A 24,990-nucleotide genomic window follows, 5' to 3' on the forward strand; every position below is an offset into this window, starting at 1 on the left:
TCTGAAAAACACCGACATCATGAACAGGGACATTAGAGCATACCGGCCACGCAGGCGGCGTGGAATCCAAACGGTTGACAGGCAGGAGCAACCTTTTTTCGCCCATGCCGGCAAGGTATCGGGAAAAAGGTCTCAGCCGGGCGCTTTCTTTCAGGCAAAGCTGACGATTGGACAGCCCGGCGATCAGTATGAGAAGGAAGCCGATAACGTCGCCACCGCAGTTGTTCAGCGTTCTGAACACGCTTCATCACCGCAACAGCAGGATTTCTTCACCATTCAACGGCGGGCGAGTCACCGGGCAGTCGCACCTTCCGCGCCCGCGGGTATGGCGGCCAGATTGCAATCCTCCAGGGGAAACGGCAGTAGACTGCCAAAACGTACCCACACGGAGATGTCGCAGTCGATGGGTTTCGATTTCAGTGATGTTCGGCTACACACAGACAGTGAATCCGCCAGCCTGAACCGGGCTGTCGGTGCCCAGGCGTTTACCCACGGGAAAGACATCTATTTCAACTCAGGAAAATACAATCCCGGGACGAAAAGCGGAAAACACCTGCTGGCCCATGAGCTGACCCATGTGGTGCAGCAGAATCGTGGCGCTGGAGGCCTGCAACGGTTTTCCATGGTCCAACGGGAGATTGAGCTCGATGCGGCAAACGTGCCTACCGGTAACTATCTGTTTCGGGTCGGTGGTGGTATCACGGCGGGCTTCTTCAGACGCATAAAACGTTTTGTCGGTGATGGCGCCCTGACGGATAACGAACTCAATGCACTGCGTATCTATGCGCTGCAGGTCAGAGGTTCGGTAAACCACGCTGAACGGCTCTTGATGGCGGCGATGCTCAATCCGGTCAATGTCCCATTGCTTCAGGCGCACGGAACGGGTGCGCTGAGTATTGCGATCAACACCATCACTGCGGCCAACCGTGAACGTGTGCGAAATATCGGACGGGAGCAGATACCGGATGCGCTCATTCTGCAGTTGTGGACAGCCATCACGACATTAGGTGTTGATCTTGAACGTGGAATGGTCTTATTGGCTGAAGCTGATGCGGCGGCAACCACGGAAATTCTTCGGCATGCCGGTCCACAGTTCCAGAGACAGGCGACTGCGATGATTGCCTATATGGAAACACACAGCATTCCCTCCCTTGAAGTATTGGGTGCGATGTTGAATGCGGCATCTGACAGTAGCTCGGGGGATAAAGTGATGGCCGGGATCGTCTATGTCATCGCCCGGACAGCAGGCCACTCTACCGCAGGGCAGATAAGGAGTGGTCAGATAAAGATCGATGCACTGATCCCCCGTGCCTTCCGTAGCTTGACAGCAGGTAATGGCGCCGGAGCCTTCTACTCACCGATAGGCAGGAGAGACCAGGAAAAAGGGGATACGCTCTATCTGCCGACCAGTCTGAACGTTGCGGCGATTGATTCGCGAGCACTGGTCATCCATGAATTGACCCACGCCGCCGATGACGCCGCGAGTGCAGGTATCACACAGCGCCGTGTGCTTGAACTTGAGGCGCGAGCCTATACCAGCCAAATGCAATATACAATGGACCAGATTCTGGCGCTCCCGGCTGCAGATCAACCTGCGGCCATTCGCGGTTACAGACGATCAGCCACCAGCCCTCTGCTGCAATGGGCAATGGTCTTGGCGGCAAAAGGTAATACTGCGCATTATCGGGACATATGCACCCGAATTATCGTTCAGGATCCCTCCGTATCAGAAGCGAATGTCGTGGCCGCGCTGGCGATGAGCGAGGCGGCTATCACCACCAATCTTGAAAATGCCATTGATGCTCATCCAAACTACGCCCGAGGTACTCGAACCGCGCTCGATGGACTCTCCGGCGAGAGTGTGCTGGGTTTGGTCGGCGCAGCGGCTGGGCCTTGATGGGGTTGTCTGATTCCGCATTACCTGCGATATCCCTGATCATTTGTCATCTCGACCGCAGGGAGAGATCTCGTGCTACATTGCTGCCAACGGGATGCAAGCAGGAGACCCCTTCCCGTGGTCGAGATGCTGATGATCCTGAGATGTACGGAATTGAATTTCCAACAAAAGATCCGTAGGTTATATTCCACCGTCGTAACCAGGGATGAACCATGTCGTCGCCGAAACCCGCTGATCGCAAGATCTAACATGTGTTCCTCGCCTCACCCGGCGATATGGCCGAAGAGCGCCAGACGGTGCGTGATTTTTTCTAGGCCTACAATCGGGACACCGCTAACCCCAGGGGGAATGATCCTGCTCGACGGACTCGACGAGGTACCTGCCGCCGGTGAGCGCCGTACTCACCTGTTGCAGGCGATTCGTGCGCTGGTGGAAGAGCTGCCGGCGTCGCCCCGCTTCATGTTGACCGCCCGTCCCTACGCATACACCGATCCCGGCTGGCGCCTGTCCGGTTATCACCCCGCTCTTCCTCACCCCATTTGATGAAGGACAGCGAAGCCAGTTCATCCACGGCTGGTATCGGGCGGCGAGAGAGAGATTCGGCCTGCGCGAACAGGATTTGAAGCTTCGCGTGCCTGATATGGTGCAACGGGTCGAAGACCGTGAACACCTGCGGGAACTGGCCCGCCGTCCCCTGCTGCTGACCCTCATCGCCACCCTGCACGTCAGTGGCGGCAGTCTGCCGGAGGACCGTGCTGAACTCTACCGCGACAGCGTCAACCTGCTGCTCTACCAGTGGCGGGCCAACCGCTGTTTTCGCAACTGCGATGGTCAGCCTCTTAGCCTGCCGGAACCTATATTGCGTGAATGTCTGCAGAAACTTGCGTGGTCGGCGCACAAGACCCAGCGTGAACAGCACGACAGCAATGGTGTCGCCAATATCAGTCGTAGTCTGTTGCTGGACGTCTTTGAACCCCTGCTGGCGACATTGGGCCGGGATGATCTGCTTGCCTACCTGGAGCAGCATAGCGGTATCCTTATCAGCAGTGGCCAGGACCACTACGCCTTTCCCCATCGCTCGTTTCAGGAGTACCTGGCCATGAGCTGGCTCAGTTCTCGCACCGATGATGCCCTGAGCCGCGAGGTATGCACCGATCCGGTCTGGTGGCGGGAGACCTTCCTGCTGGCGGTCCTGGAGCAGCGCAAGAAACCCCGCCCCGCCATCGGCTACATCGAGGATATGCTGGAGACTGCTGAAGAGGCGGTCGAAACCATCCGCCACCAGGTCTCGGTGTTGGCGGGCCTGAGCCTGATGGAACTGGGGCTGACTGGCCTGGACGACACCGGCTTTCCCCGTCAGCGTAAAAAGATACGCAGGCTCATTGTCGAACTTATCGAAGATTCCACCGCTTTAACAATCGAGGAACGGGCCGAGGCGGGGAGGGTGCTGGGTGGCATCGGAGATCCACGCCCCGGGGTCGGGCTGGATGAAAATGGATTACCCGATATTGAGTGGCGTGAGATCCCCGCCGCTGATGAAGTCAGCCTGGAGGACGATGCAGGTACTTTCCCGGTCGAACGCTTTTACCTGGCTCGCTATCCCGTCACCAATGCTAAATTCCAGGCCTTTATCGAGGGTGATGAAGGTTATGCCAACCCCAAGTGGTGGGAAGGGTTGGATGGTGGACCAGACTCCCTGAAAACACCTCGCCGGAGTGAACCCAATCACCCGCGAGAAAGAGTTAATTGGTACGAGGCGATGGCTTTCTGTGCCTGTCTATCCGACCGATTGGGCTTCCGGGTGAGTCTGCCGACAGAGTGGCAGTGGCAGCAGGCGGCATCGAGCGGCAACCCAGGACAGGACTATCCTTGGGGGGAGAAGTACGAAAGCGGGCAGGCCAATATTAATGAAACACGGGGTGACGCTGGCTCTCACAACCTCGGACGAACCACGGCAGTAGGGATCTATCCCCAGGGTGACTCAGTACAAGAGGTATCGGATCTTGCAGGAAACGTCTGGGAATGGTGTATGAACGAGTATGGCGATCCAGTCAATACACAAACCAGCGGCACGGAAAGACGCGTGTTGCGCGGCGGGTCCTGGATCTACGATCGAGACTTCGCCCGCGCGTCGTTTCGCAACGGCTTCGTCGGGCCGGACGACCGTTACGACGCTCTGGGTTTTCGGTTGAGTTGTTCGTCCCCCATCATGAAAGACTGACCACTGCGATGCTGAACACTGAATCGCTGATTTTCTGTTCTCTGATCCGCCGCGATAGCGGCGGTGGCACCGCACCTACATTTTCACTTACCGTCCCCTTGCGGCAAGGCGGTTGAATACGCTACGGCGCAATCCCCAGCTATCGGCGTAACGTACATGGTTGACCCAGCCCTGGATGCCGGCATCCAACTCGGCGGGAGTTTAGGGCCTTGATGCAGTTGCCATACGCCTGTAGAGCCCACTCCACAATCTATTGACCGTCGTAACAAATGCATTTATCGACTTGGCTCAAAAGACTCGTAATGAGGTAAATCATCGGGCAACGTTTCCCAATTCGCTTTTGATGAGACGAAAATATGCGCGATTGGCCTTTCACATATACCTGATTCGACGGCTCCAAAACGACCCCGCACTTTGTTCGGAACGGATTCATTTTTATTCAGTTAGTTGCTTTTAGGTCCAAGCTGACAAAGTAGAATTAGCCACTTCAAAATATTTCAGGATATCCGTTGTGCTTTAGAAAGTACCTCCTCACTCTCTTTTGTTAAATTATGTTCCATACCGAGTTTTTTGGAACGTATGCGAACCGCACGCTCTAGACATTTAACGGCTTCCACCGGATCGATATACAGCAATAATTTTCCCAGTTCGTGCAGGGTTCGCGAAGTATCAAGGTGCTCTTCACCAATCAGTTCTTGCCTCTTTTCTAGTACTTCCCGGTACTTACACTCAGCAGCGTCACGCTGCCCTAAGTCAACCAATATTCCGGCCAGAGTGTTTTGAAAAGTAAGCTCCTGCGGTGTGTCGATATCAGCATGCACTCTTTCCAGGGAAATAGCCTCCTCAACTATGGACAACGCTTCATTTGGATAGCCTTGTTGTTTGCGGGCAACACCAAGGTTGTGAAGCACTGTGATCGCAAACGGTGATTCCAGATCGCCATTCTCCCGGAAGTGCTCAATCAGTTCCCTAAGCAAGGGTTCTGCTTCACGGCCCCGGTTTTGCCTCAACAACGCAACCGCGAACAGGTTTCTCAGGTTCAATGTGGAAGGGTGATCGTAACCTCTTTGTTTTTCATATACTTGGATAGCTCCCATGAGTTGGCTCTCCATTTCTTCGAAGTTCTGACGCTCGATGAGTATTGCTGCCAGCAGACCACGGCTGATCGCCACATATAAATTGTCCCAGCCTAATACGTCTTCACGAAGATCAATTACTTTACGCGCCATATGTTCAGCCGCATCGATATCGCCTGACTTGTAAGTGGACTGAGCAAGGTTGTGTAAACTCCGTAAAGTGGCCGGCGAATGCGGACCAAGGACACTTTTTCGCAGTGAGTATGCGCGTTGAAAAACCTCAGTTGCGTCCTTTGGCGAGGTCAAAGTCTGCGCGAGGTTGTCAATAAACGATGCAATAAGGGTATAGTTGGGCTTTGCTGAAGCTTGGCACAAATCTATTGCCATTTGAAAATGTGTATTGGCCGCCTCCCGATCACCGTTCTGCAGTAACGCGTGGCCAACATTATTGATATGCACTGCAGTCTCTGGACCGTTTTCGCCATGCACAATTGTCGCAAGGGAAAGTGCGCGCTTATAGACACTCGCTGCTCCGTCGTGCCGAGAGAGTTCCCCAAAAAATAGACCGAGTTCATTGAGTATAGAGATCTGTTCATCCAGTGTGGGTGATTTTTCACCCAGGAATTTTTCGAACGATTCAATATATCCAGCTACGGGATCAAATGAGGGCAAGAATTGCCACAAGAATTGCAACTGTGGTCTTGAGTTTTCTTCAACTGGAAATGCCTGGAAATTTCCAATATCGACTAGCAGAGCGTAGAGTTCCTCATACTGCTTCAACGCGATTAGCTGGGCAGGAAGCTCCTGAATACGTCGTACACACGGCAAGCCCCCATAATAAGAAACCAGAAGATGGCGCGTTTTTATCGCTGCATCAGCATCAGAAAAATATTTCTTTGCCACTGCGTTTTTCAATGAATGGCTGGATATTCGAATTCGATCCGCTTGCTCAACGAGATGCGCCTCAAGCGAACGACGCGTGGCCACCCAAACCAATTGAGCATGCCGACCCTCTGATTCGGCTATACTCATGATTTCGTTTTCGGTCATTCCTGAATGGGAGACCCATAGCATTTCCAGAAGACATCGTACGCTCCCGGACTGGTCTTCTTTATCTAGGCGATCAATAATTTTCCCCAGAAGTTCCTCGGTATCACGAAAGCTTAGTAACCTATCCAATTGTGCGTCTAGCAGCTCAAAAGCACCGAAAAGACGCAGTTCTGTCAGAGCTGTCTGAAGAAACAGGAGGTTGCCCGCCTGATGGCTATTGCTGACAACTTCTAGTTGGCTTCGGCTCAGAGCTTTTCCATGAGGTTTCAGATAGCGTTGCGCGATCTGTTCGCGTTGTTTAACATCAAGCGGGGCAAGTAAATGTACCTCCCATCCACGTCGCGCAGTAGCGTCAATCACATCTTGATTTTGACTGGAGATAATCAATCGAACATTTGGCGGCGGATGTCTCGGCAACCATACAAATCGTCGCGCTTCATGAACATCATTGAGTAAATCCACACTGTCGATTATCACAGTAATCTTTTTTCCTTTCGGAATATTTATTAATGCGGTGTCAATTACATTCTTGAGGTCATTAGCCCCGACATCCACATTCGTCTCGACTCCTATCACGCGTGTGAGCCAGTTTAGCAATCGTCTCATCAGTAAGATTGGATCGGTGCTGTTAGTGAGCGGGCCCACGAAATGCACGAAAGTGGACTCTTTTGCTAGAAATCCTGAAAATACAGCGAGAAGTGCAGTTTTACCGCATCCGGCCTCACCTGTTATTGCTAGCGGAGGCTCATCCGACTCAACAAAACTGTGCAGACGGCGAAGATTGTCTTCGTTCGCCGCATAGGTTGCTGCTGCATTTTTCGCATAATAAGTATGCTGGGAAGCAACCAGTTCGTACTGATCGAGAGTTTCGTCTGGAAACTCTTTTTGGAGAAGTGCGAGAAAATCTTCAGCCAGCAGGTTCGCCAGTTCACGAGGTTCACGCCACCCGCGACGAAGAGGTAGCCCCGCATCCTCGATTTTTTTCACGAGCGCCCTTAGTTCCATAGAAGAATGAGCTCCTTCCGCATCGATACGAACGTAAAATATGCTTCTTTGAGCTGTATCCGGTGAGTTCAACGCTCCATAAAGAAACTCGAGTTCGGTTATACTGCTGCCTGCAGCATTCCGTAACCAATCATATTTTGCTACTGTTCCTGTATCAGGCTCTATTCTTGAACCGTAACGGTTGCCCACGATACCGACGAAGTATGGACGACAGCGATCTATCTCCTCCAAGCAAAGTTGTAATACTCTGCCCTGCTCAGCATCTTCCGCTGTAATTCCCCATCGAAGATCGACTTCACTTAGCGTGACCTGTCGTTCTGCCATCTTCTCTCTGATCGCAGGAAATGTCTCACGTGTCAGCAATTCACGTTCCTTCTCGAGATCTTGGAAGGTCGAGGAGACGAAAATCCGTACATGGCGGTTTGCAATATTGGATGCCATTGCTTGTTTCTGCTTTATTTAAAATTGTTGGAAGTAATATATCCGATACTTTTCCGCAGTATAGAACCAATTATTGTTTAAGGAGCATCTGATTAATTGTCATTAGAATCCTTAGGTTCGTAAACGCTACATCCGTGTAGCACTACTCGAACGTAGTGAGAAATCTCATACCTCGAAACCTGTTAAGCACCCTGTAGTTTGAGATCTCACCCTACGGTCGAGATGACAATGACCCAATGAATTAGGACTTCCTTAGAAATTACGAGATTAGGGCCAGAGTAAAAACTTCCACTGACTCACGTTTTGCCGGTTTTTTCTGCAAGCCGATTGAAAGCGTAGGCCGGTTCAAGCGCAGCGTAACCGGCAGCCTCATTGTTATATCAAACCAAAAACGCCCGATCCGCTACGCCTGATCGTGCCTACGTCCGTTCGGCAATTCAACTGTGAAAAATGGGTGTTGGAGAAGGCCCGAATAGGCCCAGGACGGATTAGGTGCGCATCTATCTACCTGGCTCATAGGAGTCGTAATGAGGTAGATCATCGGGCAACGTTTCCCAGTTCGCTTTTGATGTGACGAAAATATGCGCGATTGGCCTTTCGCGTATATCTGATTCGATGGTTCCAAGACGAACCCGTACTTTGTTCGGAACGGATTCATTATTGCTGATGATTGGGGAACCACAGTGTTTGCAGAAATATTTTGTTTGCCCTGGAGACGATTGATAACCCGTTAGCTCATTTTTACCCGATATAAAAATAAATTTTTCTACATCTACATTCCCATTTGTTGCAAATGCACTGCCTTGTGCTTTTCGACACTGCGAACAATGGCAATAGATGATGTTCTCTATTTTGCCTATTATTTCAAAACGGACTTTGCCGCAAAGACAACCGCCTTTATAGGTATTTGCGCTCATTATTCTTCATTATTTCGGTAACGAACTGGCTCATTTGATAGATTCGAAAGCAAGATTTTTCCATAGGAGAGGAACATCTCCTATGACCGGTTTGTTCTTATTCCTCGAACAACTTGGGAAGCTATCGCTTTTACCGGAAATCACACCGCGGGCCGTTTTTGATTCTCCTGGAAGGCAACCATTTCAAGAATATTCTGCATGGAGTGGGATGAGTATCGGATGGTGTTGATGCTGATCTGAATCCCTCCTGAATGTCCCTCCTTTTGCAGCGCCTCCGCCTGTTTGATAACCGCCCCGTTCAAGACGTGCAGTTTGTGATATTGCTGGAACAGCAGTTCGTGACGAGCCGCCAATGCATTTCTGAACTCCCGCTCAGCTTCATCCCTTTCCGGCTTGTCTGGCGTTTGTTTCAGAACGGTTTCCAGATTCTCGCAGGCGTCAGCCTCGCGCATTGAACTTTTCCACCAGGCAATGAAACGTGATTTGTTGTCGGCCATGGTATTGACCGAGCCGGCCATTGCGTTGACTTCATCTCTTGCGCCTGGATAGAAGGGCAGACGCTCAGTGGTCTCTTCATATGCAAGTTGGTCCAGCATACCGGCCATCGACCGTAGCGGGCGAACGATACGCAGGGTGATGGAAATGGCAAAAATAATACCCAACAGTGTCGCCACGGCAACCGACCAGAGCAAGAAGCGCTCCTTTTGATCCGATGAGAGGTTGATCTCTTTTTCCATGCGCGTCATGACTTGATTGGCGGTCGCGACATTCTCCTTGACCAGTAACGTGATTTCAGAGACCGCTCTCTGCATCTCCCCGGTCATGCGGTCAATGTGGCCGTTCTGTTCGACCAACGCTGTGAAGTCCCGGCGGTAGTTTTTCAAAAGAGTGAGAAAGTGGGTCTTCTGTTCGGTGCTTATGGCAGACGGTTCAACCCGCGTGTGGATGCGATCCAGCTCCTGCAGAGCCATATCGACGTACTTTTTGTCATGCCTGAGCAGGTAGTCCTTTTCACGCCGTCTCAACTGAAGGATGTTATTTGCCAGCTCGGGAACATGGTGGCTGTTCAGTATCGCCTCTATTCTATGGGCCGCCTGACGGAAAGGTCCCTTGCCGCCATGAATGTCCTCGTCGGAGAGCACAGTGCGTGCATAGGCTTTGAAGGTCTCTCGATAGGTCCCTATCTCGTGAAACAGCCGGGTTTTTACCCCCTCCTCGAATTGCGCCTCCGCTGTTTTTCTCTCGAACTCCTGGATGAGATCGAGCACCTGCGCCAGGTATTGCTCTTCCCGCCTTAGCCCCAGGTCTTTCTCGCTCCGGCGGATCTGGAGCAATTGCAGATAGAGGCGGTCCACCTTGAAGTGCCCGGCCATCGTCTCCAACTCATGGGCCGCATTTCGAAACGTACCCTGAAGGCCAGAATTGTGATCCAGCCCCATCTTGCGCCAATCCAGCACCGTTGCCTGAAATTTCTGCTGATAGATATTGAGCAGTTCGGTAATCCGGTCCGCAATATGAATCGACTCCGGGTCGACCCTGCCCAGATCGGCGGCGGCGAGCAGGGCCTGTTGCAACTGGCGATCCACTTCCCCGGCAAATGCCTCGTCCCGGTAGAGCAGGAATTCCTTTTCTGCCTGGCGCGCTCCCCTCATGCTGCTTTCGATTGACAACATATCGATTTTCTTTGCAACAAAGATATTCTGGAGTTGTTGATAGTCACCCAGCGACTGCCGCAGGGTATCGTGATACTGCCAGATCACAATGAGAAAAATCAGACCGACAAGCCCAAAGCCGAAACCAATTTTTTCGCCTATGCGAAAGCTTCTGGTTAGTTTGCTCATGTTCATGCACTCCCGAAGACTGCTTCTGTGCCCGGCGCTTACCGAAACGCCGCAGGAAATTTAAGGTTATCTGAGTGTGTCAGTCCAGTCCATATCTGCTTGCTTGATCAGATCCACCTACCCTATTGCTGCCGCTGCAACAAGCAAAGCTGCTTCGCAAATCTCCACCAGTGCACCGGCGGTGTCACCGGTGGTTCCGTCGATACGGGAGAGCATCATCTTCTGCAGCAGAAGCAGGGTGGCAATGGCGGTAAATAACAGTGTCATCCCATCCCAGCCCCAGCCGATCAATATCAGCAGTGTGGTCAGCCCATATACCACGAAACTTGCTTTTTCCGGTTGATGCTCCGCCAGCGCAGCGCCCAGTCCGTTTTTTCGGACATAGGGTGTGGTGAGGAAGAGTAGAAGCAGTTGTGCCCGGGCGAGAACCGGGATCAGTAAGAGATAGCTCCAGTCCGACTGCTGGATGATGACAGCCAGGGCGGCGAATTTGATCAGCAACACCAACACCAGGGTCACCACCGCAGCGGGGCCGCAGTAGGGATCCTTCATGATCGACAGGGTGCGCTCCCGGTCTCCCGCGCCACCGATCCAGGCGTCGGCGCTGTCGGCGAGTCCATCCAGGTGCAGGATGCCGGTGACCAGGGTCCAGAGAGCCAACAGCAGGGCAGCACTCATCATGGGGTCGATACCGGCCGTCATCCATGTGGTGATCAACAACAGAATGCCGATGACCAGTCCCACCAGCGGGTAGTGGAGCAGTGAGCGGCCAATCTCCTGTTCAGAAAGCCCGCTGTAATTCAGGCTCGGCAGACGGGTCAGAAACTGCAGGGCGATGAAAAAGGGTTTCATTCCAGGCGGCTCCGATTGTGAAAAACCAGGGAGGGGTAGAGGGTGCCGTTTGCATCGCGGCTGATTCTGATCCGGCTCAGGGCGGCGTGGGGTAATTCCAGACGCAGCAGGTTTTCCATCGGGATATCCAGTACCTCTGCCAGGATGAGACGAATCGGTCCGCCGTGGGCGATCACCAATAGTCTCCCGCTTTCATGTTTTTGGAGTAGTTGCTGCCAGCCGTTGAGCACCCGTTGCCGGAATTCTGTGAAGGGTTCACCACCGGGGGGTGCCTGTGTCATTGGATCCTGCCAGAAACGACTGAGGATGTCCGGCTCGCTCTGCATCAGATCGCTGATAGTTTGTCCCTCCCAACTGCCGAAGTCCATCTCCCAAAGGTCGCTGTCGAGCCCCAGGGGAATATCCCGTTGGTTGGCATACGATGTGGCAAAATCGGCACAACGTTTAGCCGGAGAGCTGATGATTTGATTTAAGGATTGTTGCCGGCCAACCGCTTGCTCCATCTGCGACCAGCCATCTTCGGTCAGTGGGTCATCGGTGCGGCCACGTAAGCAACTTCCGCCCTGGGCCTCCCCGTGGCGTAGCAGGTCGATTTGCAGTTCGCCAGTCTTAGTCATCCTTTTCTGATACTCCGGCTTCCCCGAAGGTCGCCATGTCAGCGTGCAGGGCGCAGGCGAGGCGCAGCAGTGGCACAGCGACCGCCGCGCCGCTGCCTTCACCCAGTCGCATGCCCAGATCGAGCAGAGGTGTCACTTGTAACGCCTGCATGACGGTTTTGTGTCCTGGTTCGGCCGAGGCATGGGAGAAGAGACACCAGTCGGCCACATCCGGGTTAAACCGGATGGCAATCAGTGCGGCGACCCCGGCGATAAAACCGTCCATCACAACCGGCAGGCCCTGTTGCGCACAGCTCAGATAACTGCCGGTGAGGGCGGCTATCTCGAATCCACCCAGTCGACGCAGGCACTCCAGTGGATCGGTGAGATGAGGGCGATGAAGCTTGAGAGCCTTCTCTATCACTGCCACCTTGTGAGAAACGCCGTCTGGGCCGAGTCCGGTGCCGGGGCCTGCCAGCAGATCTGCCGGGCAGTTCAGCAGGGCGCAGGCGAGGGCGGACGCCGAAGTGGTGTTGCCTATGCCCATCTCGCCGCCGATGAAGAGTTGTGCGTCGCTCTCTTTGGTTTGAATGATGGCTTCCCGGCCAGTGTCGAGGGCGGCCTGTAGCTGGGTTTGTGTCATAGCCGGGCCGAGGGTGAAATTGGCGGTGCCTGCGGCGATGCGTCGGTCGGTCACCTGTTCCTGCAATTGCGGGGGAGACGGGTCTACGGTGCCAAGGTTGATTACCTCCAGTGTGGCTCCCAGCTCTCTTGCCAGGACGCAAATCGCGGCGCCGCCACGTGCAAAGTTGTGCACCATTTCGAGGGTGACGGCCTGGGGAAAGGCCGACACCCCTTCTGCAACCACTCCATGGTCGCCGGCGAAGAGGGTGACCTGGACTCGCTCGATGGTTGGGCAGACGCTGCCTTGCAGGCCGGCCAGACGGATGGCGATGGTCTCCAGCTGACCCAGTGCACCGGGTGGTTTGGTCAGTTGAGCCTGTCTTGACTCGGCGGCCTGCCGGACGGCTGCATCCGGTTTAGCGGCAGGGGCATGAACCCAATTAGAATATCGTTGCTTCATCGCTTTTTTTGCCATTGAATCAAGTGTGCAGGATGCGGTTTGTCCCTCACCGCATCCTACATGCTGTAATTATTCAGGTTGCTTGAGAATATGAGGCAGTCCGGCGACCGTGAGCACCACCCGGTCGCTACATTGTGCGATTGCCTGATGCAGCATGCCTGCCTCATCGCAAAAGCGACGGCTCAACTCGCCTATTGGTACCACCCCCAGCCCTGTCTCGTTGGTCACCAGGATTATCTCTCCAGGCAGGGTCGGCAGTAGTGCCAACAGCGCGGCCTTCTCTCGTGCCAGCCGTTGTGTATCATCATGCAGCAGAAGATTGCTCAGCCAGAGGATCAGACACTCCACCAGCAGGCAGCGGGAGGGTGCGGCGTGGTTTTGCAGTGTCTCCGCCAGGGCCAGCGGTTCCTCCACCAATAACCAGTCAGCGGGACGGTGGCTGCGGTGCTGTTCGATGCGCTGATGCATCTCATCGTCCTCCACACGGGCGGTGGCGATGTAGGAAACCGGGAGTCCTGAGTCACGTGCATACTGCTGTGCCAGTCGGCTCTTTCCGGAGCGCACGCCGCCGAGAATCAGTGTTTTCATTTGGGATAATTACGCCTGTAGGAGCCGCGCCCTCGCGGCGAAAAGGCGTAGGTGTACTGCCGCAACGCCAATTCGCGCCGAGGCGGCGCTCCTACAGAAAACAGGCCCTAGTATAAAGGTCAAAACTCCATGCCCTGTTCCGCCTCGATGCCGTTATCGAAGGCATGTTTTAACGGGGTCATGCTGGTGGCGGTATCTGCTACTTCGATCAGCTCAGGCGGTGCGTTTCTGCCGGTGAGTATCAGGTGCATCCAGGCCGGTTTATGCTCGCGGATGAAGTTGGCGATCTCCGCTCCGGAGATCCAGCCGTAGTCGCAGCAGTAGTTGATCTCATCGAGCACTACCAGATCGAACTTGCCACTGCGAATCTTCTCCTGGCTGAAGGTCCAGATCTCCCGGCTGGTCTTGCGATCCTGCTCAGGGTTTTCTGTATCCCAGGTGAATCCATCCCCGAGGGCGTGCCATTCGATATTGTCGAAACGCAAAGCGGCCTGCTGTTCTCCGGTCTTCCAATTTCCTTTGATGTATTGGATCACGCAGACCTTCATGCCCCAGCCGGCGGCACGGAAGACCACACCGAAGGCGCTGGATGATTTGCCTTTGCCCTCGCCGGTATTCACCAGGGTAATACCGTGACATTTTTCCCTGGGCTTCATCAAAATCAACTCCGTGAAGGCATCTCTTTGATGTAGATGTCCTGTTTGGCATAGGGGATTTCAACCCCTTCACGATTGAAGCACTTGTAGATCTCGGTTAGCAGTTGGTCGATTACCCGGCCCCGCAGACTCGGTTCATCAACCCAACAGAGTAGCTGAAAGTCGAGGCTCGATGCGCCAAGCGCCCGGAACCGGACACGTGGCTCCGGGTTTGCGCAGACACTTTGGGAATCGATGGCAATCCTCATCAGCAGCGCCCTTACCTGGTCTATGTCCGAGCCATAGGCGACCCCCACAGGTATCCGGATGCGGTATTTTTCGTGAGGACCACCGGTTTCGTTGATCACCTTGGAGTTGCCCATTACCGCGTTGGGAATCGTCAGTTCCACATCGTCCCGGGTCAACATGCGGGTGCTGCGGATGCCGATATGAGTCACCTCGCCGCGCTCTCCTGAGTCGAGCACGATGTAATCGCCGATCTTGTAGGGTGTGTCGGCGAGGATGAAGACGCCGGAAAAGAGGTTCGACAAAGTGTCCTTGGCGGCGAAACCCACTGCGATACCGACGATACCGGCGGAGGCGAGCCAGGCGCTCATGTCGATGTGCCAGGCATCGAAGATCAGGTAGATCGCAATGGCGATGATGACAAGCAGCGCCAGATTCTGGAACAGGGGCAGGGTCTGGGTCTGAACGAATTGTAGGCGGTTGCTGTCTGTGGCCAGACTTTTCAGGCTGGCTTTGGAGATCGTGATGAAGAATCGCATCCAGACGAAGATGCCGATCGATCGCAGGATGGCGATGACTGTATCCTGCAGTTCCTGGCTGACCGGCAGCAAGTGACCTGCAATGGAGAAGCCCACCATGATGATGGTGTAGAAGATAGGGGTATAGAGCGCCTGGACGATGACGTCATCCAGCTGTGCAGTGGTGAGCTTGGTCAAGCGTTGGAAGATGCCGAGTACGAACCAGGTGGTAAGCTTGGCCAGCATGAGGGTAAGCATCACCACCAGGGCTGACTGGATATAGGGTTGGCCAGCAAAGAGATCCAGCAGCGGCTGGATTTCAGACTCGATGGATTCCATTTTTATTCCAGGTTGTTTGGTGGCATGGCTGCCAATATGTCGTTACAAGCTCTGCCTGTAAATATCGCAAACATATCCAAATTGGGAGGCTCTTCTTCCCCGAGGAGGTTGTCACAAAAAGCCCCGATGTAGGTTGGGTTACGCTGCGCTAACCCAACCTACACTTAGCTTTGACTACGCCCAGTCGCGGCGAGGCGCCGCTCCTACATTATGGTACGACTTAAAGTGTCTGGGCAGTGATATCCACATAGAGTTTCAGCCGCTGTCCCGGTTGTAGATATTTTTTTGGCAGGCTGTTCCAGCGTTTCAAATCCGTCACCGTCACATTGAACCGGCTGGCGATGCGTGACAGGGAGTCACCCTTGCGCACCCGGTAGTTCACAGTGCTCTGGATGCCAGCAGGCTGTGTGTCAGGAAAAGAGACCCTGGATGTTTTCTTCTGAGGAAGCCAGAGCACCAGTTTTTGTCCTGGGCGAATCGGGTCACCCGGTGCCATGCCGTTCCATTTAGCCAGTTTTTTATGGTTGATTTTAAAAGTCCGGGCGATATCCCAAAGGTTGTCTCCCGCTTTTACCGTGTAGTTTTGTTTGGTGCCGCCTCTGTTCCTGTTTTGGATCTTTGCCTTGCGTTGTGTTGAACTCAGGGCGTAGTGGTTGAGTTTCTTGGTGGAGACGGGAATCAACAGATGTTTGCCGGCGCGGATATTATTCCCCCGCAGCTTGTTGACCTGCTGCAGGATTTTCGTAGTGGTGCCATGTTTTCTGGCGATCACGCTGAGGCTGTCGCCGTTACGGATCTTGTAACGTTTCCATCGCAGACGCTTTTCCGCAGGTAACTGGTTCAGCTGTGCCAGAAAATCATCGATCTTGTCCAGCGGCAGTTGTAGTTGATGTGGGCCGTCCGGGTCGGTGGCCCAGCGATTGAAGCCTGGGTTGAGCTGGTAGAGATCCTGGATCGACAGGTCCGCCATCTCAGCGGCCAGGGCGAGGTCCAGTTGAGATTCGATTTCGATGGTTTCGAAATAGGGGCTATTCGGGATTGGTTGCAGAGTGATGCCGTGGCTGTCGGGATCTGCAAACAGGGTGGCGATGGCCAACAGACGGGGTACGTAGCTGCTGGTCTCTTTGGGTAGTTTAAGAGACCAGTAGTCAGTGGGTTTATCTTTCTTTCGGTTGCGCTTGATCGCCTTGCGAACGGTGCCGCCGCCGGAATTATAGGCTGCCAGAGCCAGTTCCCAGTCACCGTCGAACTGGCGGCTCAAAACCTGCAGATAGTCCAGGGCCGAGCGGGTGGAGGCGACAATGTCGCGGCGGCCGTCATACCACCAGTTCTGTTTCAGACCATAGTGACGGCCCGTCGAGGGGATGAACTGCCAGATGCCGGCAGCCCTGCCGGGGGAGTAGGCAAAGGGCTGGAAAGCGCTCTCCACGGCTGGCAGCAGAGCGAGTTCCGCCGGCATGCCCCGTTTGTCGATCTCTTCCAGAATAAAATAGATGTACGGCTCGGCGCGCTGCTGTATACGATCGATATAGTTAGGGTGTTTGCGGAACCAGTTGATCTCCTGAGTGACTCTGGAGTGCTGAGGGATCGTCAGGGTGAACCCGTCCCGCATTCGGCCCCAGGCATCTGCGGGTGGCTGGGGAGATGGTTGGGACAGTGCTTCCACGGGTAATGCGGAAGCGCTGTGCGGAAGCGGCTCAATAACTGCTTCATCAGACTTCAGAATGGGAAGTTCGGATACGGCATTGCTAGCAATTATGACCGGCTGTTCGGAAATAACCTCTGTCTGTGCGACAGGCTCAGGGGCATGCCCCGGCGCTTTTTCCGGCAGAGAGTTACAGGCTGAGAAAATTCCAACCAGTGGGACGAGCAGAAAAAAGCGACTCAGTTTATAGTTCAACATAATAGACAATTATTGTTTCTTCCCAAGCGGAAAATAATATCAAACCTGAGTATGATTTCCATCTTAATGATATGAGGTCGAACCTGTTTAGAATTATGGGCGGTGGAAACGGGGAAAAACTGGGAACCAGCACACAAAACCAACTGGCGCATTGGTTTAGAGGGTGTCCGGGTGTCTTTCTGTCGGAACAGGAGCAGGCGTGTCTGGATAAGCGGGTAGCCTCCCTGTTCGGACATCACATTGTGCAGATCGGTTGCGCAAATCCCACCGCTGATCTGCTGCAGAAGAGTCCGGCGCGACATCATGTCGTGCTGGGCAAAGCGTTGAGGGGAGGGCATCCTGAGTTGAGTTTATGCTCGGATCCCGCCCTGTTGCCCTTTGCCACAGACAGTGTGGATGCAGTAGTGCTGCCCCATACCCTCGATTTCTCCAGTCATCCCCACCAGGTACTGCGTGAGGTGGAGAGGATTCTGATTCCCGAAGGACGGCTGTTGATCATTGGTTTCAATCCCTGGAGTCTGTGGGGAGGCTGGCGGCTGCTGCGTCGTCGCAGCGGGGTATCACCCTGGAACGGCCGTTTTTTTACAACCTGGCGAATCCATGATTGGCTCACTCTGCTGGGCTTTGATCTGGAATCCTGTGATCAGTTGATGTATCGCCCGCCCCTGAGAAATAGGGTGCTGATGCAGCGGCTCGAGTTTCTTGAAGGTATGGGCCAGAGGTGGTGGCCGGTGATAGGGGGTGTGTATGTCTTGCAGGCAGTCAAGCGAACCGTCACGCTGACGCCGATTCGACCCCGTTGGCGGATGGGCAAGCGGGTACTGCCTTCCAATGCGGTGGAACCAACAACGAGAACCTGAATGGACGAACTGATTGATATCTATACCGACGGCGCCTGTAAAGGCAATCCCGGCCCCGGAGGCTGGGGGGCGCTGTTACGTTATGGCAAACATGAGAAAAAACTCTGCGGCGGTGAGCCTGAGACCACTAACAATCGAATGGAGCTGTTGGCGGTGATCGAGGCGCTCGGGGCGCTGAAGAGACGCAGCCGGGTGCGTGTCACCACTGATTCCCAATATGTGAAAAACGGTATCACCCAGTGGATTTACAATTGGAAGCGGAACGGCTGGAAAACAGCGGCGAGGAAGCCGGTAAAGAATGCCGATCTCTGGCAGCGTCTGGATAGTGTGGTGGCGGACCATGACGTTGAGTGGGCCTGGGTCAAAGGTCACAGCGGCCATGCGGAAAATGAATTGGCCGACCAGCTCGCCAACCAGGGTATAGAGGAGCTGAATCAATGACGCGCCTGATCGTGCTGGATACAGAAACCACTGGCCTGGAACCGGCGCAGGGTCACCGCATCATCGAAATTGGTTGTGTGGAGATGGTTGAACGCCGTCTCACCGGCAACAACTTCCATCAATACCTTCAGCCGGATCGGATGATAGACGTGGCCGCGATCGACGTACACGGCATCACCAACGAGTTTCTTGAGGACAAGCCCCGCTTTGGGGATGTTGCAGCCGACTTCCTGGAATATGTGCGTGGTGCCGAGCTGATCATCCATAATGCCCCTTTCGATGTCGGATTCCTCAATAACGAGCTGCTGAAACTGGATGAGGATTCATCTCGCATTGCGGATCTCTGCGCGGTCACCGATACCCTGGTGATGGCAAAGAAGAAACACCCGGGGCAGCGCAACAGTCTGGATGCGCTCTGTAAGCGTTACGATATCGATAACTCTCACCGTGAGCTTCATGGTGCACTGCTCGATGCTGAGATCCTGGCCGATGTCTACCTGCTGATGACGGGCGGACAGACTGCCCTGTTTTTGGACAGTCAGGGCGCGGAGGGTGATGTGGCTGGGGCGGCATCAAATATTCGCCGTCTGTCCGGCGAAAGACCCCGGCTGAAGGTAGTGCGGCCCAGTGAGGAGGATTTGGCTGTGCATGAGGCGCAGCTGCAGAAGATGGGCGATGGCTGCGTCTGGCTGCGGGAAGAGGAAGTTGCGGGTGACTAGTCCGAATCGCTTGCCGGCTATGCAGGCCTGATCAAGCGCAGCGGATCAGGCAAGCGGCTTGTCGTTGCAATGATGTTTGCCGGTTCCACAAGCTTGAACCGGCCTACATTTGCAGTCAGATTAGTGTCGTAAAATTAAACATGCCTCTGGTGCGATCGGCCGTTTTCGTTGCCATGCACGATAGTGGCGAGGCGTGGCAGGTCCAGCAGCTGCACATGCTTGCGTTCCACATGCAGCAGCCCCTCTTCCTGAAAGCGGGTGAAAAGCCGACTTACGGTCTCAACCGCCAGGCCCAGATAGTTGCCGATTTCATGCCGCGACATGCTGAGAAAAAAATCGGTGGCGGAAAAACCGCGTTTTTTGAAACGCTCCGAGAAACTCAACAGAAAGGTTGCGAGGCGCTCTTCCGCGCTCTTTTTGCCCAGCAGGGTGAGCATCTCTGAATCCTGGCCGATCTCCCGGCTTAGCAATCGGTACATCTGATGTTGCAGGCTGGGCATGCTGCTGCTGAGCTCTTCCAGGTTGTGGAATGGGATCTCGCAGACTGCGGTGGTTTCGAGCGCCTTGGCGGAGCAGGTGTGACACTCGTTTTGGATGGCGTCAAGGCCGATCAGCTCTCCCGGCAGATGAAAGCTGAGAACCTGCTCGCCGCCGTCCTCACTGGGAGAGAAGGTTTTTACCGATCCGCTGGTGATGACCCGCAGGCTGTGTAGGTTATCGCCTTCACGAAACAGATGGTCGCCACGATGAAACGGCCTACCGCGTTTGACAATACTGTCAAGACGCTCCATGTCCTCAGGGGAGAGTCCCATGGGGAGACAGAGTGTGGCCAGGCTGCAGTTCTTGCAGGCGACTTTGATATTCTCAAAGGAAACTACGTTCCGGTTTGTCAAAATACAGCTCCAGTCCGTAAGAATCGAGATGGAGTTCTATTTTCCAATTTGTATTGAGCTTGATCAAGTGTTTTTGCACATAAATTGCCGCAATTGGATTGAAAATTGCCTGAAATATTTTATTTTCAGACAAAAAAGCCGCGCCCAAGGGCGCGGCTTTTTCGATACGACTGTATCTAACCCGCTTTATTTGGCAGGTGCAGCAGGCGCAGCAGGTGCAGCCGGGTAGCCGTAAGGCGCGCCGTAGCCACCGCCGTAAGGTGCGCCGTAACCACCGCCATAAGGTGCGCCGTAGCCATAAGGACCATAGCCATAGCCGCTGCGGTAGGAGTCGTAACCACGACCGTAACCGCGGCCGCTGCCGCTGCCACTCATGCCGAAGTTGAAGTCACCAGAACCATCGCCCCAGCCGTCGCCCCAGCCGCTGTTGTCCCAACCACGGTTGCCATAACCAGGACCGCCCCACCAGGCAGAAGCGGTGGAAGAGACAGCAATCAGGGCTGCAGCGCCCAGTACCATAGAAATCTTACGCATGCGTACGTTCCTCATATAAATTAGGACATTGTGTATTTAAAACTACCCGACAGGAAAAGATCGGGACAGGTCGTGGTGCATCAATGCGACAGTTCCTGTCAATCCGAAGAGGAGGCGTGGAGTGATCCAGACTCCCTCATTCCTTAATCGCTAGCCGAATTGTAATTATTGCGAAATCCGCCAATTGATTATAGACAGTGGTTCGGGAGATTCAACATTAAATTCTTGGGGATCTTTCAGAGAAGATGTGTTTGTAAGTGGATAATGGGTTTTTGATTGAGGGAAAAGAGCCATTCTGGTACCTTTTACGCCCGTCTGTTTTCTTTCTATCCTGGCGCACAAAATTCATGACCAGATTCATCTTTATAACGGGCGGAGTGGTCTCCTCCCTTGGCAAAGGTATTGCAGCCGCATCACTCGCTGCTCTGCTGGAAGCCCGTGGCCTCAAGGTCACGATGATCAAGCTCGATCCGTACATCAATGTCGATCCCGGCACCATGAGTCCCTTCCAGCACGGCGAGGTTTTTGTCACCGATGACGGTGCCGAGACCGATCTGGATCTGGGACATTATGAACGCTTCATTCGTACCACGATGGGGCAGAGCAACAACTTCACCAGCGGCCAGATCTACGAAAGCGTAATCCGCAAGGAGCGCAAGGGGGAGTATCTGGGCGGTACGGTGCAGGTGATCCCGCACATCACCAATGAGATAAAAGAGAGCGTGTTGCGTGGCGCCGGAGATGCCGATGTCTGCCTGGTGGAGATCGGCGGCACCGTGGGCGATATCGAGTCCCTGCCGTTTCTGGAAGCGATTCGCCAGATGGGAGTGGAGATGGGGCATCAGTGTGCACTCTTCATGCATCTGACACTGGTCCCCTACATCAGGGTATCCAGCGAGATTAAAACCAAACCGACACAGCATTCGGTAAAAGAACTGCGTTCGATCGGTATCCAACCCGATCTGCTGATGTGCCGGCTGGAGAACCCTCTGCCCAGTGCGGAACGTAAAAAGATTGCGCTGTTCACCAACGTGCCGGAAGAGGCTGTCTTCTCTGCCGTGGATGCCGATTCCATCTATCGCATACCGACCATGCTGCACGAGCAGGGACTGGACGAGATCGTGGTGCAGCGATTCGGTCTGGATCTGCCGCCGGCGGATCTGCACGAGTGGCAGGATTTTATTGATGGGCTGGATGCACTGGAGCAGGAGGTGCAGGTGGCGATGGTGGGCAAATATGTCCATCTGACCGAGGCCTACAAATCCCTCTCTGAGGCGCTGATTCATGCCGGAGTGCATACCGGAAGCCGGGTGCATATCCACTATGTGGATTCGGAACAGTTGGAGAAAGGCAACATGGAGCTGTTGGCGGGTATGGATGCCATTCTGGTCCCCGGCGGGTTCGGTGAACGGGGGGTGGAAGGCAAGGTTGCCGCTGCCCGATATGCACGCGAGCAGAAGGTTCCCTATCTGGGTATCTGCCTGGGCATGCAGGTTGCGGTTATCGAATTTGCCCGTAATGTGGCCGGGCTGGCGGATGCCCACAGCACCGAGTTCAACCGCACTACGCCGCACCCGGTAATAGGACTGATCACCGAATGGCTCAATGCGGATGGGCGTGTGGAGGTCCGTGATGAGAACTCAGACATGGGCGGCACCATGCGTCTTGGTGGTCAGGAGTGTCAGTTGGAGGTGGGCAGCCGTACTCGTGACCTCTATGAGAAAGATGTCATTGTCGAACGGCACCGCCATCGCTATGAATTCAACAACAGTTATCAGGACCGTATTGTCACTGCCGGCATGAAGATTGCCGGTCGCTCCCTGGACGGCCGCCTGGTGGAGATCGTGGAGATTCCGGATCATCCCTGGTTCGTGGCCTGCCAGTTTCACCCTGAATTCACCTCCACGCCGCGTTACGGCCATCCGCTATTCTCCGGTTTCGTAGAGGCAGCCAGAAAGCACCGGGAAGGCATTGCATGAATCTGTGCGGATTTGAAGTCGGGCTGGACAGGCCCCTGTTTCTCATTGCCGGCCCCTGTGTCATCGAGAGCGAGCAACTGGCGTTGGATACTGCAGGCCGGTTGAAGACGATCGCCGAAGAGCTGGGCATCCCGTTTATCTACAAGTCCTCTTTCGACAAGGCGAACCGCTCTTCCGGCAGCAGTTTTCGCGGTCCTGGGCTGGAAGAGGGGTTGCGGATTCTTGAAAAGGTACGGGAGCAGATCCATGTGCCGGTCCTGACGGACGTGCATGAGGATACGCCGCTGACAGAAGTGGCGGATGTGGTGGATGTGTTGCAGACCCCCGCGTTTCTCTGCCGCCAGACCAATTTTATTCGCAATGTGGCCTGTCAGGGGTTGCCGGTGAATATCAAGAAGGGCCAGTTTCTCGCCCCCTGGGACATGAAGCATGTCGTGGACAAGGCCAGGGCAGAAGGCAACGAGCAGATTATGGTCTGCGATCGTGGCGTCTCCTTCGGTTACAACAACCTGGTCTCCGACATGCGTTCGCTGGCGGCGATGCGCGAAAGCCACTGCCCGGTAGTTTACGATGCCACCCACTCCGTACAACTTCCCGGGGGGCAGGGCGGTAGTTCGGGTGGGCAGCGGGAGTTTATCCCCGTGCTGGCGCGGGCGGCGGTGGCGGCGGGTATATCCGGCCTCTTCATGGAGACCCATCCTGATCCGGAGAGGGCGCTGAGCGATGGTCCCAATTCATGGCCCCTCGACCGTATCCAGGAGCTGCTGCAAACCCTGATGGCCATCGACAGCACCGTCAAGGCGGCGCCTTTTATCGAGTCCACCATCTGACCAGAACTTGTCATAACCGGAGAGTATTTCTTCGGTTTACTACAGAATTTTTTTAGATCGAATTACGGAGACAGCATGTCCGAAATAGTTGATATTCGTGGACGGGAGATCCTCGATTCCCGGGGTAATCCCACCATCGAAGCCGATGTATTCACCGCCGATGGCGCCATCGGCCGTGCCATGGTGCCTTCCGGCGCCTCCACCGGCTCCCGCGAAGCACTGGAGCTGAGAGATGGGGACAGAGGGCGTTATCTTGGCAAGGGTGTGCTGAAAGCCGTCTCCCATGTCAATGGTCCCCTGCGGGACGCGCTGATCGGTATGGACGTCACGGATCAGGCTGCGGTGGACAACTGCATGCTTGAGCTCGATGGTACGGATAACAAGGCCAATATGGGGGCCAACGCACTCTTGGGTATCTCCCTGGCGACCGCTCATGCGGCAGCCCAGGAGCGGGCGTTGCCGCTCTACCGTTCCCTCTCCGGCGGACCCTACCGCCTGCCGGTGCCTATGATGAATATCATCAACGGGGGTGCGCACGCCAAGAACAGCGTCGATCTGCAGGAGTTCATGATTCTGCCGGTGGGTGCAGGTTCCATTCGTGAAGCAGTACGTTACGGCGCCGAGGTATTTCATGCCCTGGCCAGTGTGCTGAGCAGCCGTGGCATGGCCACCAGTGTGGGCGACGAAGGTGGTTTCGCACCCGATCTGCCATCCAACGAGGCGGCCATCGAAGTCATCCTGGAGGCGATCGGCAAAGCGGGTTTTTCCGCCGGCAAGGACATCTACCTTGGCCTCGATGTGGCCAGTTCCGAGTTCTACGAAGACGGGCTCTACAATTTGGCCTCTGAAGGACGTAAATTTACAGCTGAAGAGTTCACCGACTACCTGGCGGGTTGGGTGGATCAGTATCCGATCATCTCCATCGAAGACGGTATGGACGAGGGTGACTGGGAAGGCTGGAAATACCACACGGAAAAACTCGGCAGCAAGGTACAGTTGGTGGGCGACGATCTGTTTGTTACCAATACTGCGATTCTTGAACGCGGTATCCGGGAGAAGATCGGCAACTCCATCCTCATCAAGGTCAACCAGATCGGTACCTTGACAGAGACCCTCGCCGCCATCGATATGGCTAAAGCGGCGGGTTACAGCGCAGTGATCTCCCATCGTTCAGGTGAGACCGAAGATACCACCATTGCAGATCTGGTGGTGGCTACCAACACCGGGCAGATCAAGACCGGCTCTCTCTCCCGTTCAGACCGTGTCGCAAAATACAATCAGCTGATGCGCATTGAGGATCAGTTGGGTGATACGGCGGTCTACGCGGGGGCGGATGCCTTTCCCGTCGACATCTGATTTGCAGACGGAATTGGCATCCTGATGCTTATGCCCGGGGGAAACTCCGGGCATCTCTGAAAACATCCTGTCATCTCGACCGCAGGGAGAGATCTCCAGCTACGGAGCAATGAACAGAGAGATTTATCCCTCCGGTCGAGTAGTGCTACATGGATGTAGCGTTTACGAA

At 54.6% G+C, this 24,990-nt stretch carries 21 protein-coding genes; 9 read left to right on the top strand and 12 right to left on the bottom strand.

What is annotated here, in order from left to right; translation table 11 throughout:
- Positions 1-19 precede the first annotated feature (19 nt).
- From HPY30_14510 to HPY30_14520, 3 genes are all read left to right on the top strand, one after another.
- Positions 20-1,897, top strand: a complete 1,878-nt coding sequence (locus tag HPY30_14510) for a DUF4157 domain-containing protein (GenBank protein QYZ67080.1) — start codon at positions 20-22, stop codon at positions 1,895-1,897.
- A gap of 300 nt (positions 1,898-2,197) precedes the next feature.
- Positions 2,198-2,440, top strand: a complete 243-nt coding sequence (locus tag HPY30_14515) for a hypothetical protein (GenBank protein QYZ67081.1) — start codon at positions 2,198-2,200, stop codon at positions 2,438-2,440.
- A gap of 88 nt (positions 2,441-2,528) precedes the next feature.
- Positions 2,529-4,118 (top strand): SUMF1/EgtB/PvdO family nonheme iron enzyme, encoded by a 1,590-nt coding sequence (locus tag HPY30_14520; GenBank protein ID QYZ67082.1) that lies wholly within the window; start codon positions 2,529-2,531, stop codon positions 4,116-4,118.
- Between the two features lie 497 nt (positions 4,119-4,615).
- Here the strand turns inward: HPY30_14520 and HPY30_14525 are convergent, their stop codons facing one another.
- The 10 genes from HPY30_14525 to HPY30_14570 form a co-directional block, all read right to left on the bottom strand.
- A complete protein-coding gene (locus HPY30_14525; GenBank protein ID QYZ67083.1) occupies positions 4,616-7,690 on the bottom strand; it encodes a tetratricopeptide repeat protein in 3,075 nt (1,024 codons plus the stop codon).
- Positions 7,691-8,190: 500 nt separating this feature from the next.
- Positions 8,191-8,607, bottom strand: coding sequence for a GFA family protein (locus HPY30_14530; GenBank protein ID QYZ67084.1), 417 nt, complete (start codon positions 8,605-8,607; stop codon positions 8,191-8,193).
- Positions 8,608-8,747: 140 nt separating this feature from the next.
- Entirely contained in the window at positions 8,748-10,448 is a 1,701-nt protein-coding gene (locus HPY30_14535) for a HAMP domain-containing protein (protein ID QYZ67085.1), read from the bottom strand.
- Between the two features lie 117 nt (positions 10,449-10,565).
- Positions 10,566-11,300, bottom strand: a complete 735-nt coding sequence (locus HPY30_14540; protein ID QYZ67086.1) for an adenosylcobinamide-GDP ribazoletransferase — start codon at positions 11,298-11,300, stop codon at positions 10,566-10,568.
- Positions 11,297-11,917: an alpha-ribazole phosphatase family protein gene (locus HPY30_14545; GenBank protein QYZ67087.1), complete on the bottom strand. Its 621-nt coding sequence runs from the start codon at positions 11,915-11,917 to the stop codon at positions 11,297-11,299. Before HPY30_14545 ends, HPY30_14540 begins: the two co-directional genes overlap by 4 nt.
- The gene (gene cobT / locus HPY30_14550; protein ID QYZ67088.1) at positions 11,910-12,980 is read right to left on the bottom strand and encodes a nicotinate-nucleotide--dimethylbenzimidazole phosphoribosyltransferase; all 1,071 of its coding nucleotides are present in this window, start codon (positions 12,978-12,980) and stop codon (positions 11,910-11,912) included. The genes HPY30_14545 and cobT overlap by 8 nt, the downstream gene beginning before the upstream one ends.
- Positions 12,981-13,049: 69 nt before the next feature.
- Positions 13,050-13,568, bottom strand: coding sequence for a bifunctional adenosylcobinamide kinase/adenosylcobinamide-phosphate guanylyltransferase (gene cobU / locus HPY30_14555; protein ID QYZ67089.1), 519 nt, complete (start codon positions 13,566-13,568; stop codon positions 13,050-13,052).
- A 119-nt stretch (positions 13,569-13,687) separates the two neighbouring features.
- Positions 13,688-14,224, bottom strand: coding sequence for a cob(I)yrinic acid a,c-diamide adenosyltransferase (gene cobO, locus HPY30_14560; protein QYZ67090.1), 537 nt, complete (start codon positions 14,222-14,224; stop codon positions 13,688-13,690).
- A gap of 5 nt (positions 14,225-14,229) precedes the next feature.
- Entirely contained in the window at positions 14,230-15,306 is a 1,077-nt protein-coding gene (locus tag HPY30_14565; GenBank protein ID QYZ67091.1) for a mechanosensitive ion channel family protein, read from the bottom strand.
- Positions 15,307-15,526: 220 nt separating this feature from the next.
- Positions 15,527-17,209, bottom strand: a complete 1,683-nt coding sequence (locus tag HPY30_14570) for a LysM peptidoglycan-binding domain-containing protein (GenBank protein ID QYZ67092.1) — start codon at positions 17,207-17,209, stop codon at positions 15,527-15,529.
- Between the two features lie 95 nt (positions 17,210-17,304).
- Between HPY30_14570 and HPY30_14575 the strand changes: the two genes are divergently transcribed.
- The 3 genes from HPY30_14575 to dnaQ are packed head-to-tail and all read left to right on the top strand — an operon-like array spanning position 17,305 to position 19,229.
- Entirely contained in the window at positions 17,305-18,069 is a 765-nt protein-coding gene (locus tag HPY30_14575) for a class I SAM-dependent methyltransferase (protein QYZ67093.1), read from the top strand.
- Positions 18,070-18,510 (top strand): ribonuclease HI, encoded by a 441-nt coding sequence (rnhA, locus tag HPY30_14580; GenBank protein QYZ67094.1) that lies wholly within the window; start codon positions 18,070-18,072, stop codon positions 18,508-18,510.
- On the top strand, positions 18,507-19,229 hold the full coding sequence (gene dnaQ / locus HPY30_14585; GenBank protein ID QYZ67095.1) for a DNA polymerase III subunit epsilon: 723 nt from the start codon (positions 18,507-18,509) through the stop codon (positions 19,227-19,229). Before rnhA ends, dnaQ begins: the two co-directional genes overlap by 4 nt.
- 134 nt (positions 19,230-19,363) lie before the next feature.
- Here the strand turns inward: dnaQ and fnr are convergent, their stop codons facing one another.
- Positions 19,364-20,122, bottom strand: coding sequence for a fumarate/nitrate reduction transcriptional regulator Fnr (gene fnr / locus HPY30_14590; protein ID QYZ67096.1), 759 nt, complete (start codon positions 20,120-20,122; stop codon positions 19,364-19,366).
- A gap of 186 nt (positions 20,123-20,308) precedes the next feature.
- The gene (locus HPY30_14595; protein QYZ67097.1) at positions 20,309-20,656 is read right to left on the bottom strand and encodes a hypothetical protein; all 348 of its coding nucleotides are present in this window, start codon (positions 20,654-20,656) and stop codon (positions 20,309-20,311) included.
- Positions 20,657-21,003: 347 nt separating this feature from the next.
- On the opposite strand from HPY30_14595, the gene HPY30_14600 reads away from it, so the two are divergent.
- The 3 genes from HPY30_14600 to eno all read left to right on the top strand — a co-directional run bounded on the left by HPY30_14600 (position 21,004) and on the right by eno (position 24,821).
- A complete protein-coding gene (locus tag HPY30_14600; protein ID QYZ67098.1) occupies positions 21,004-22,635 on the top strand; it encodes a CTP synthase in 1,632 nt (543 codons plus the stop codon).
- Positions 22,632-23,465 carry a 3-deoxy-8-phosphooctulonate synthase gene (gene kdsA, locus HPY30_14605; protein ID QYZ67099.1) on the top strand — a complete coding sequence of 278 codons (834 nt, stop codon included), beginning with the start codon at positions 22,632-22,634 and terminating at the stop codon, positions 23,463-23,465. Before HPY30_14600 ends, kdsA begins: the two co-directional genes overlap by 4 nt.
- Positions 23,466-23,540: 75 nt before the next feature.
- Positions 23,541-24,821, top strand: coding sequence for a phosphopyruvate hydratase (gene eno, locus HPY30_14610; GenBank protein ID QYZ67100.1), 1,281 nt, complete (start codon positions 23,541-23,543; stop codon positions 24,819-24,821).
- Positions 24,822-24,990: the final 169 nt, after the last annotated feature.

This window comes from Gammaproteobacteria bacterium (ex Lamellibrachia satsuma) (genome assembly GCA_019623805.1).
Classification (GTDB): domain Bacteria; phylum Pseudomonadota; class Gammaproteobacteria; order Chromatiales; family Chromatiaceae; genus QGON01.

What these genes read in the sequence shown, in the direction of transcription:
- cobU (QYZ67089.1), bottom strand. Translation starts at nt 13,568, where the DNA reads ATGAAAACACTGATTCTCGGCGGCGTGCGCTCCGGAAAGAGCCGACTG.
- HPY30_14600 (QYZ67098.1), top strand. Translation starts at nt 21,004, where the DNA reads ATGACCAGATTCATCTTTATAACGGGCGGAGTGGTCTCCTCCCTTGGC.
- HPY30_14545 (QYZ67087.1), bottom strand. Translation starts at nt 11,917, where the DNA reads ATGACTAAGACTGGCGAACTGCAAATCGACCTGCTACGCCACGGGGAG.
- cobO (QYZ67090.1), bottom strand. Translation starts at nt 14,224, where the DNA reads ATGAAGCCCAGGGAAAAATGTCACGGTATTACCCTGGTGAATACCGGC.
- HPY30_14535 (QYZ67085.1), bottom strand. Translation starts at nt 10,448, where the DNA reads ATGAGCAAACTAACCAGAAGCTTTCGCATAGGCGAAAAAATTGGTTTC.
- HPY30_14570 (QYZ67092.1), bottom strand. Translation starts at nt 17,209, where the DNA reads ATGTTGAACTATAAACTGAGTCGCTTTTTTCTGCTCGTCCCACTGGTT.
- eno (QYZ67100.1), top strand. Translation starts at nt 23,541, where the DNA reads ATGTCCGAAATAGTTGATATTCGTGGACGGGAGATCCTCGATTCCCGG.
- HPY30_14525 (QYZ67083.1), bottom strand. Translation starts at nt 7,690, where the DNA reads ATGGCATCCAATATTGCAAACCGCCATGTACGGATTTTCGTCTCCTCG.
- HPY30_14510 (QYZ67080.1), top strand. Translation starts at nt 20, where the DNA reads ATGAACAGGGACATTAGAGCATACCGGCCACGCAGGCGGCGTGGAATC.
- kdsA (QYZ67099.1), top strand. Translation starts at nt 22,632, where the DNA reads ATGAATCTGTGCGGATTTGAAGTCGGGCTGGACAGGCCCCTGTTTCTC.
- HPY30_14540 (QYZ67086.1), bottom strand. Translation starts at nt 11,300, where the DNA reads ATGAAACCCTTTTTCATCGCCCTGCAGTTTCTGACCCGTCTGCCGAGC.
- HPY30_14575 (QYZ67093.1), top strand. Translation starts at nt 17,305, where the DNA reads ATGGGCGGTGGAAACGGGGAAAAACTGGGAACCAGCACACAAAACCAA.
- cobT (QYZ67088.1), bottom strand. Translation starts at nt 12,980, where the DNA reads ATGAAGCAACGATATTCTAATTGGGTTCATGCCCCTGCCGCTAAACCG.
- HPY30_14595 (QYZ67097.1), bottom strand. Translation starts at nt 20,656, where the DNA reads ATGCGTAAGATTTCTATGGTACTGGGCGCTGCAGCCCTGATTGCTGTC.
- HPY30_14530 (QYZ67084.1), bottom strand. Translation starts at nt 8,607, where the DNA reads ATGAGCGCAAATACCTATAAAGGCGGTTGTCTTTGCGGCAAAGTCCGT.
- rnhA (QYZ67094.1), top strand. Translation starts at nt 18,070, where the DNA reads ATGGACGAACTGATTGATATCTATACCGACGGCGCCTGTAAAGGCAAT.
- dnaQ (QYZ67095.1), top strand. Translation starts at nt 18,507, where the DNA reads ATGACGCGCCTGATCGTGCTGGATACAGAAACCACTGGCCTGGAACCG.
- HPY30_14565 (QYZ67091.1), bottom strand. Translation starts at nt 15,306, where the DNA reads ATGGAATCCATCGAGTCTGAAATCCAGCCGCTGCTGGATCTCTTTGCT.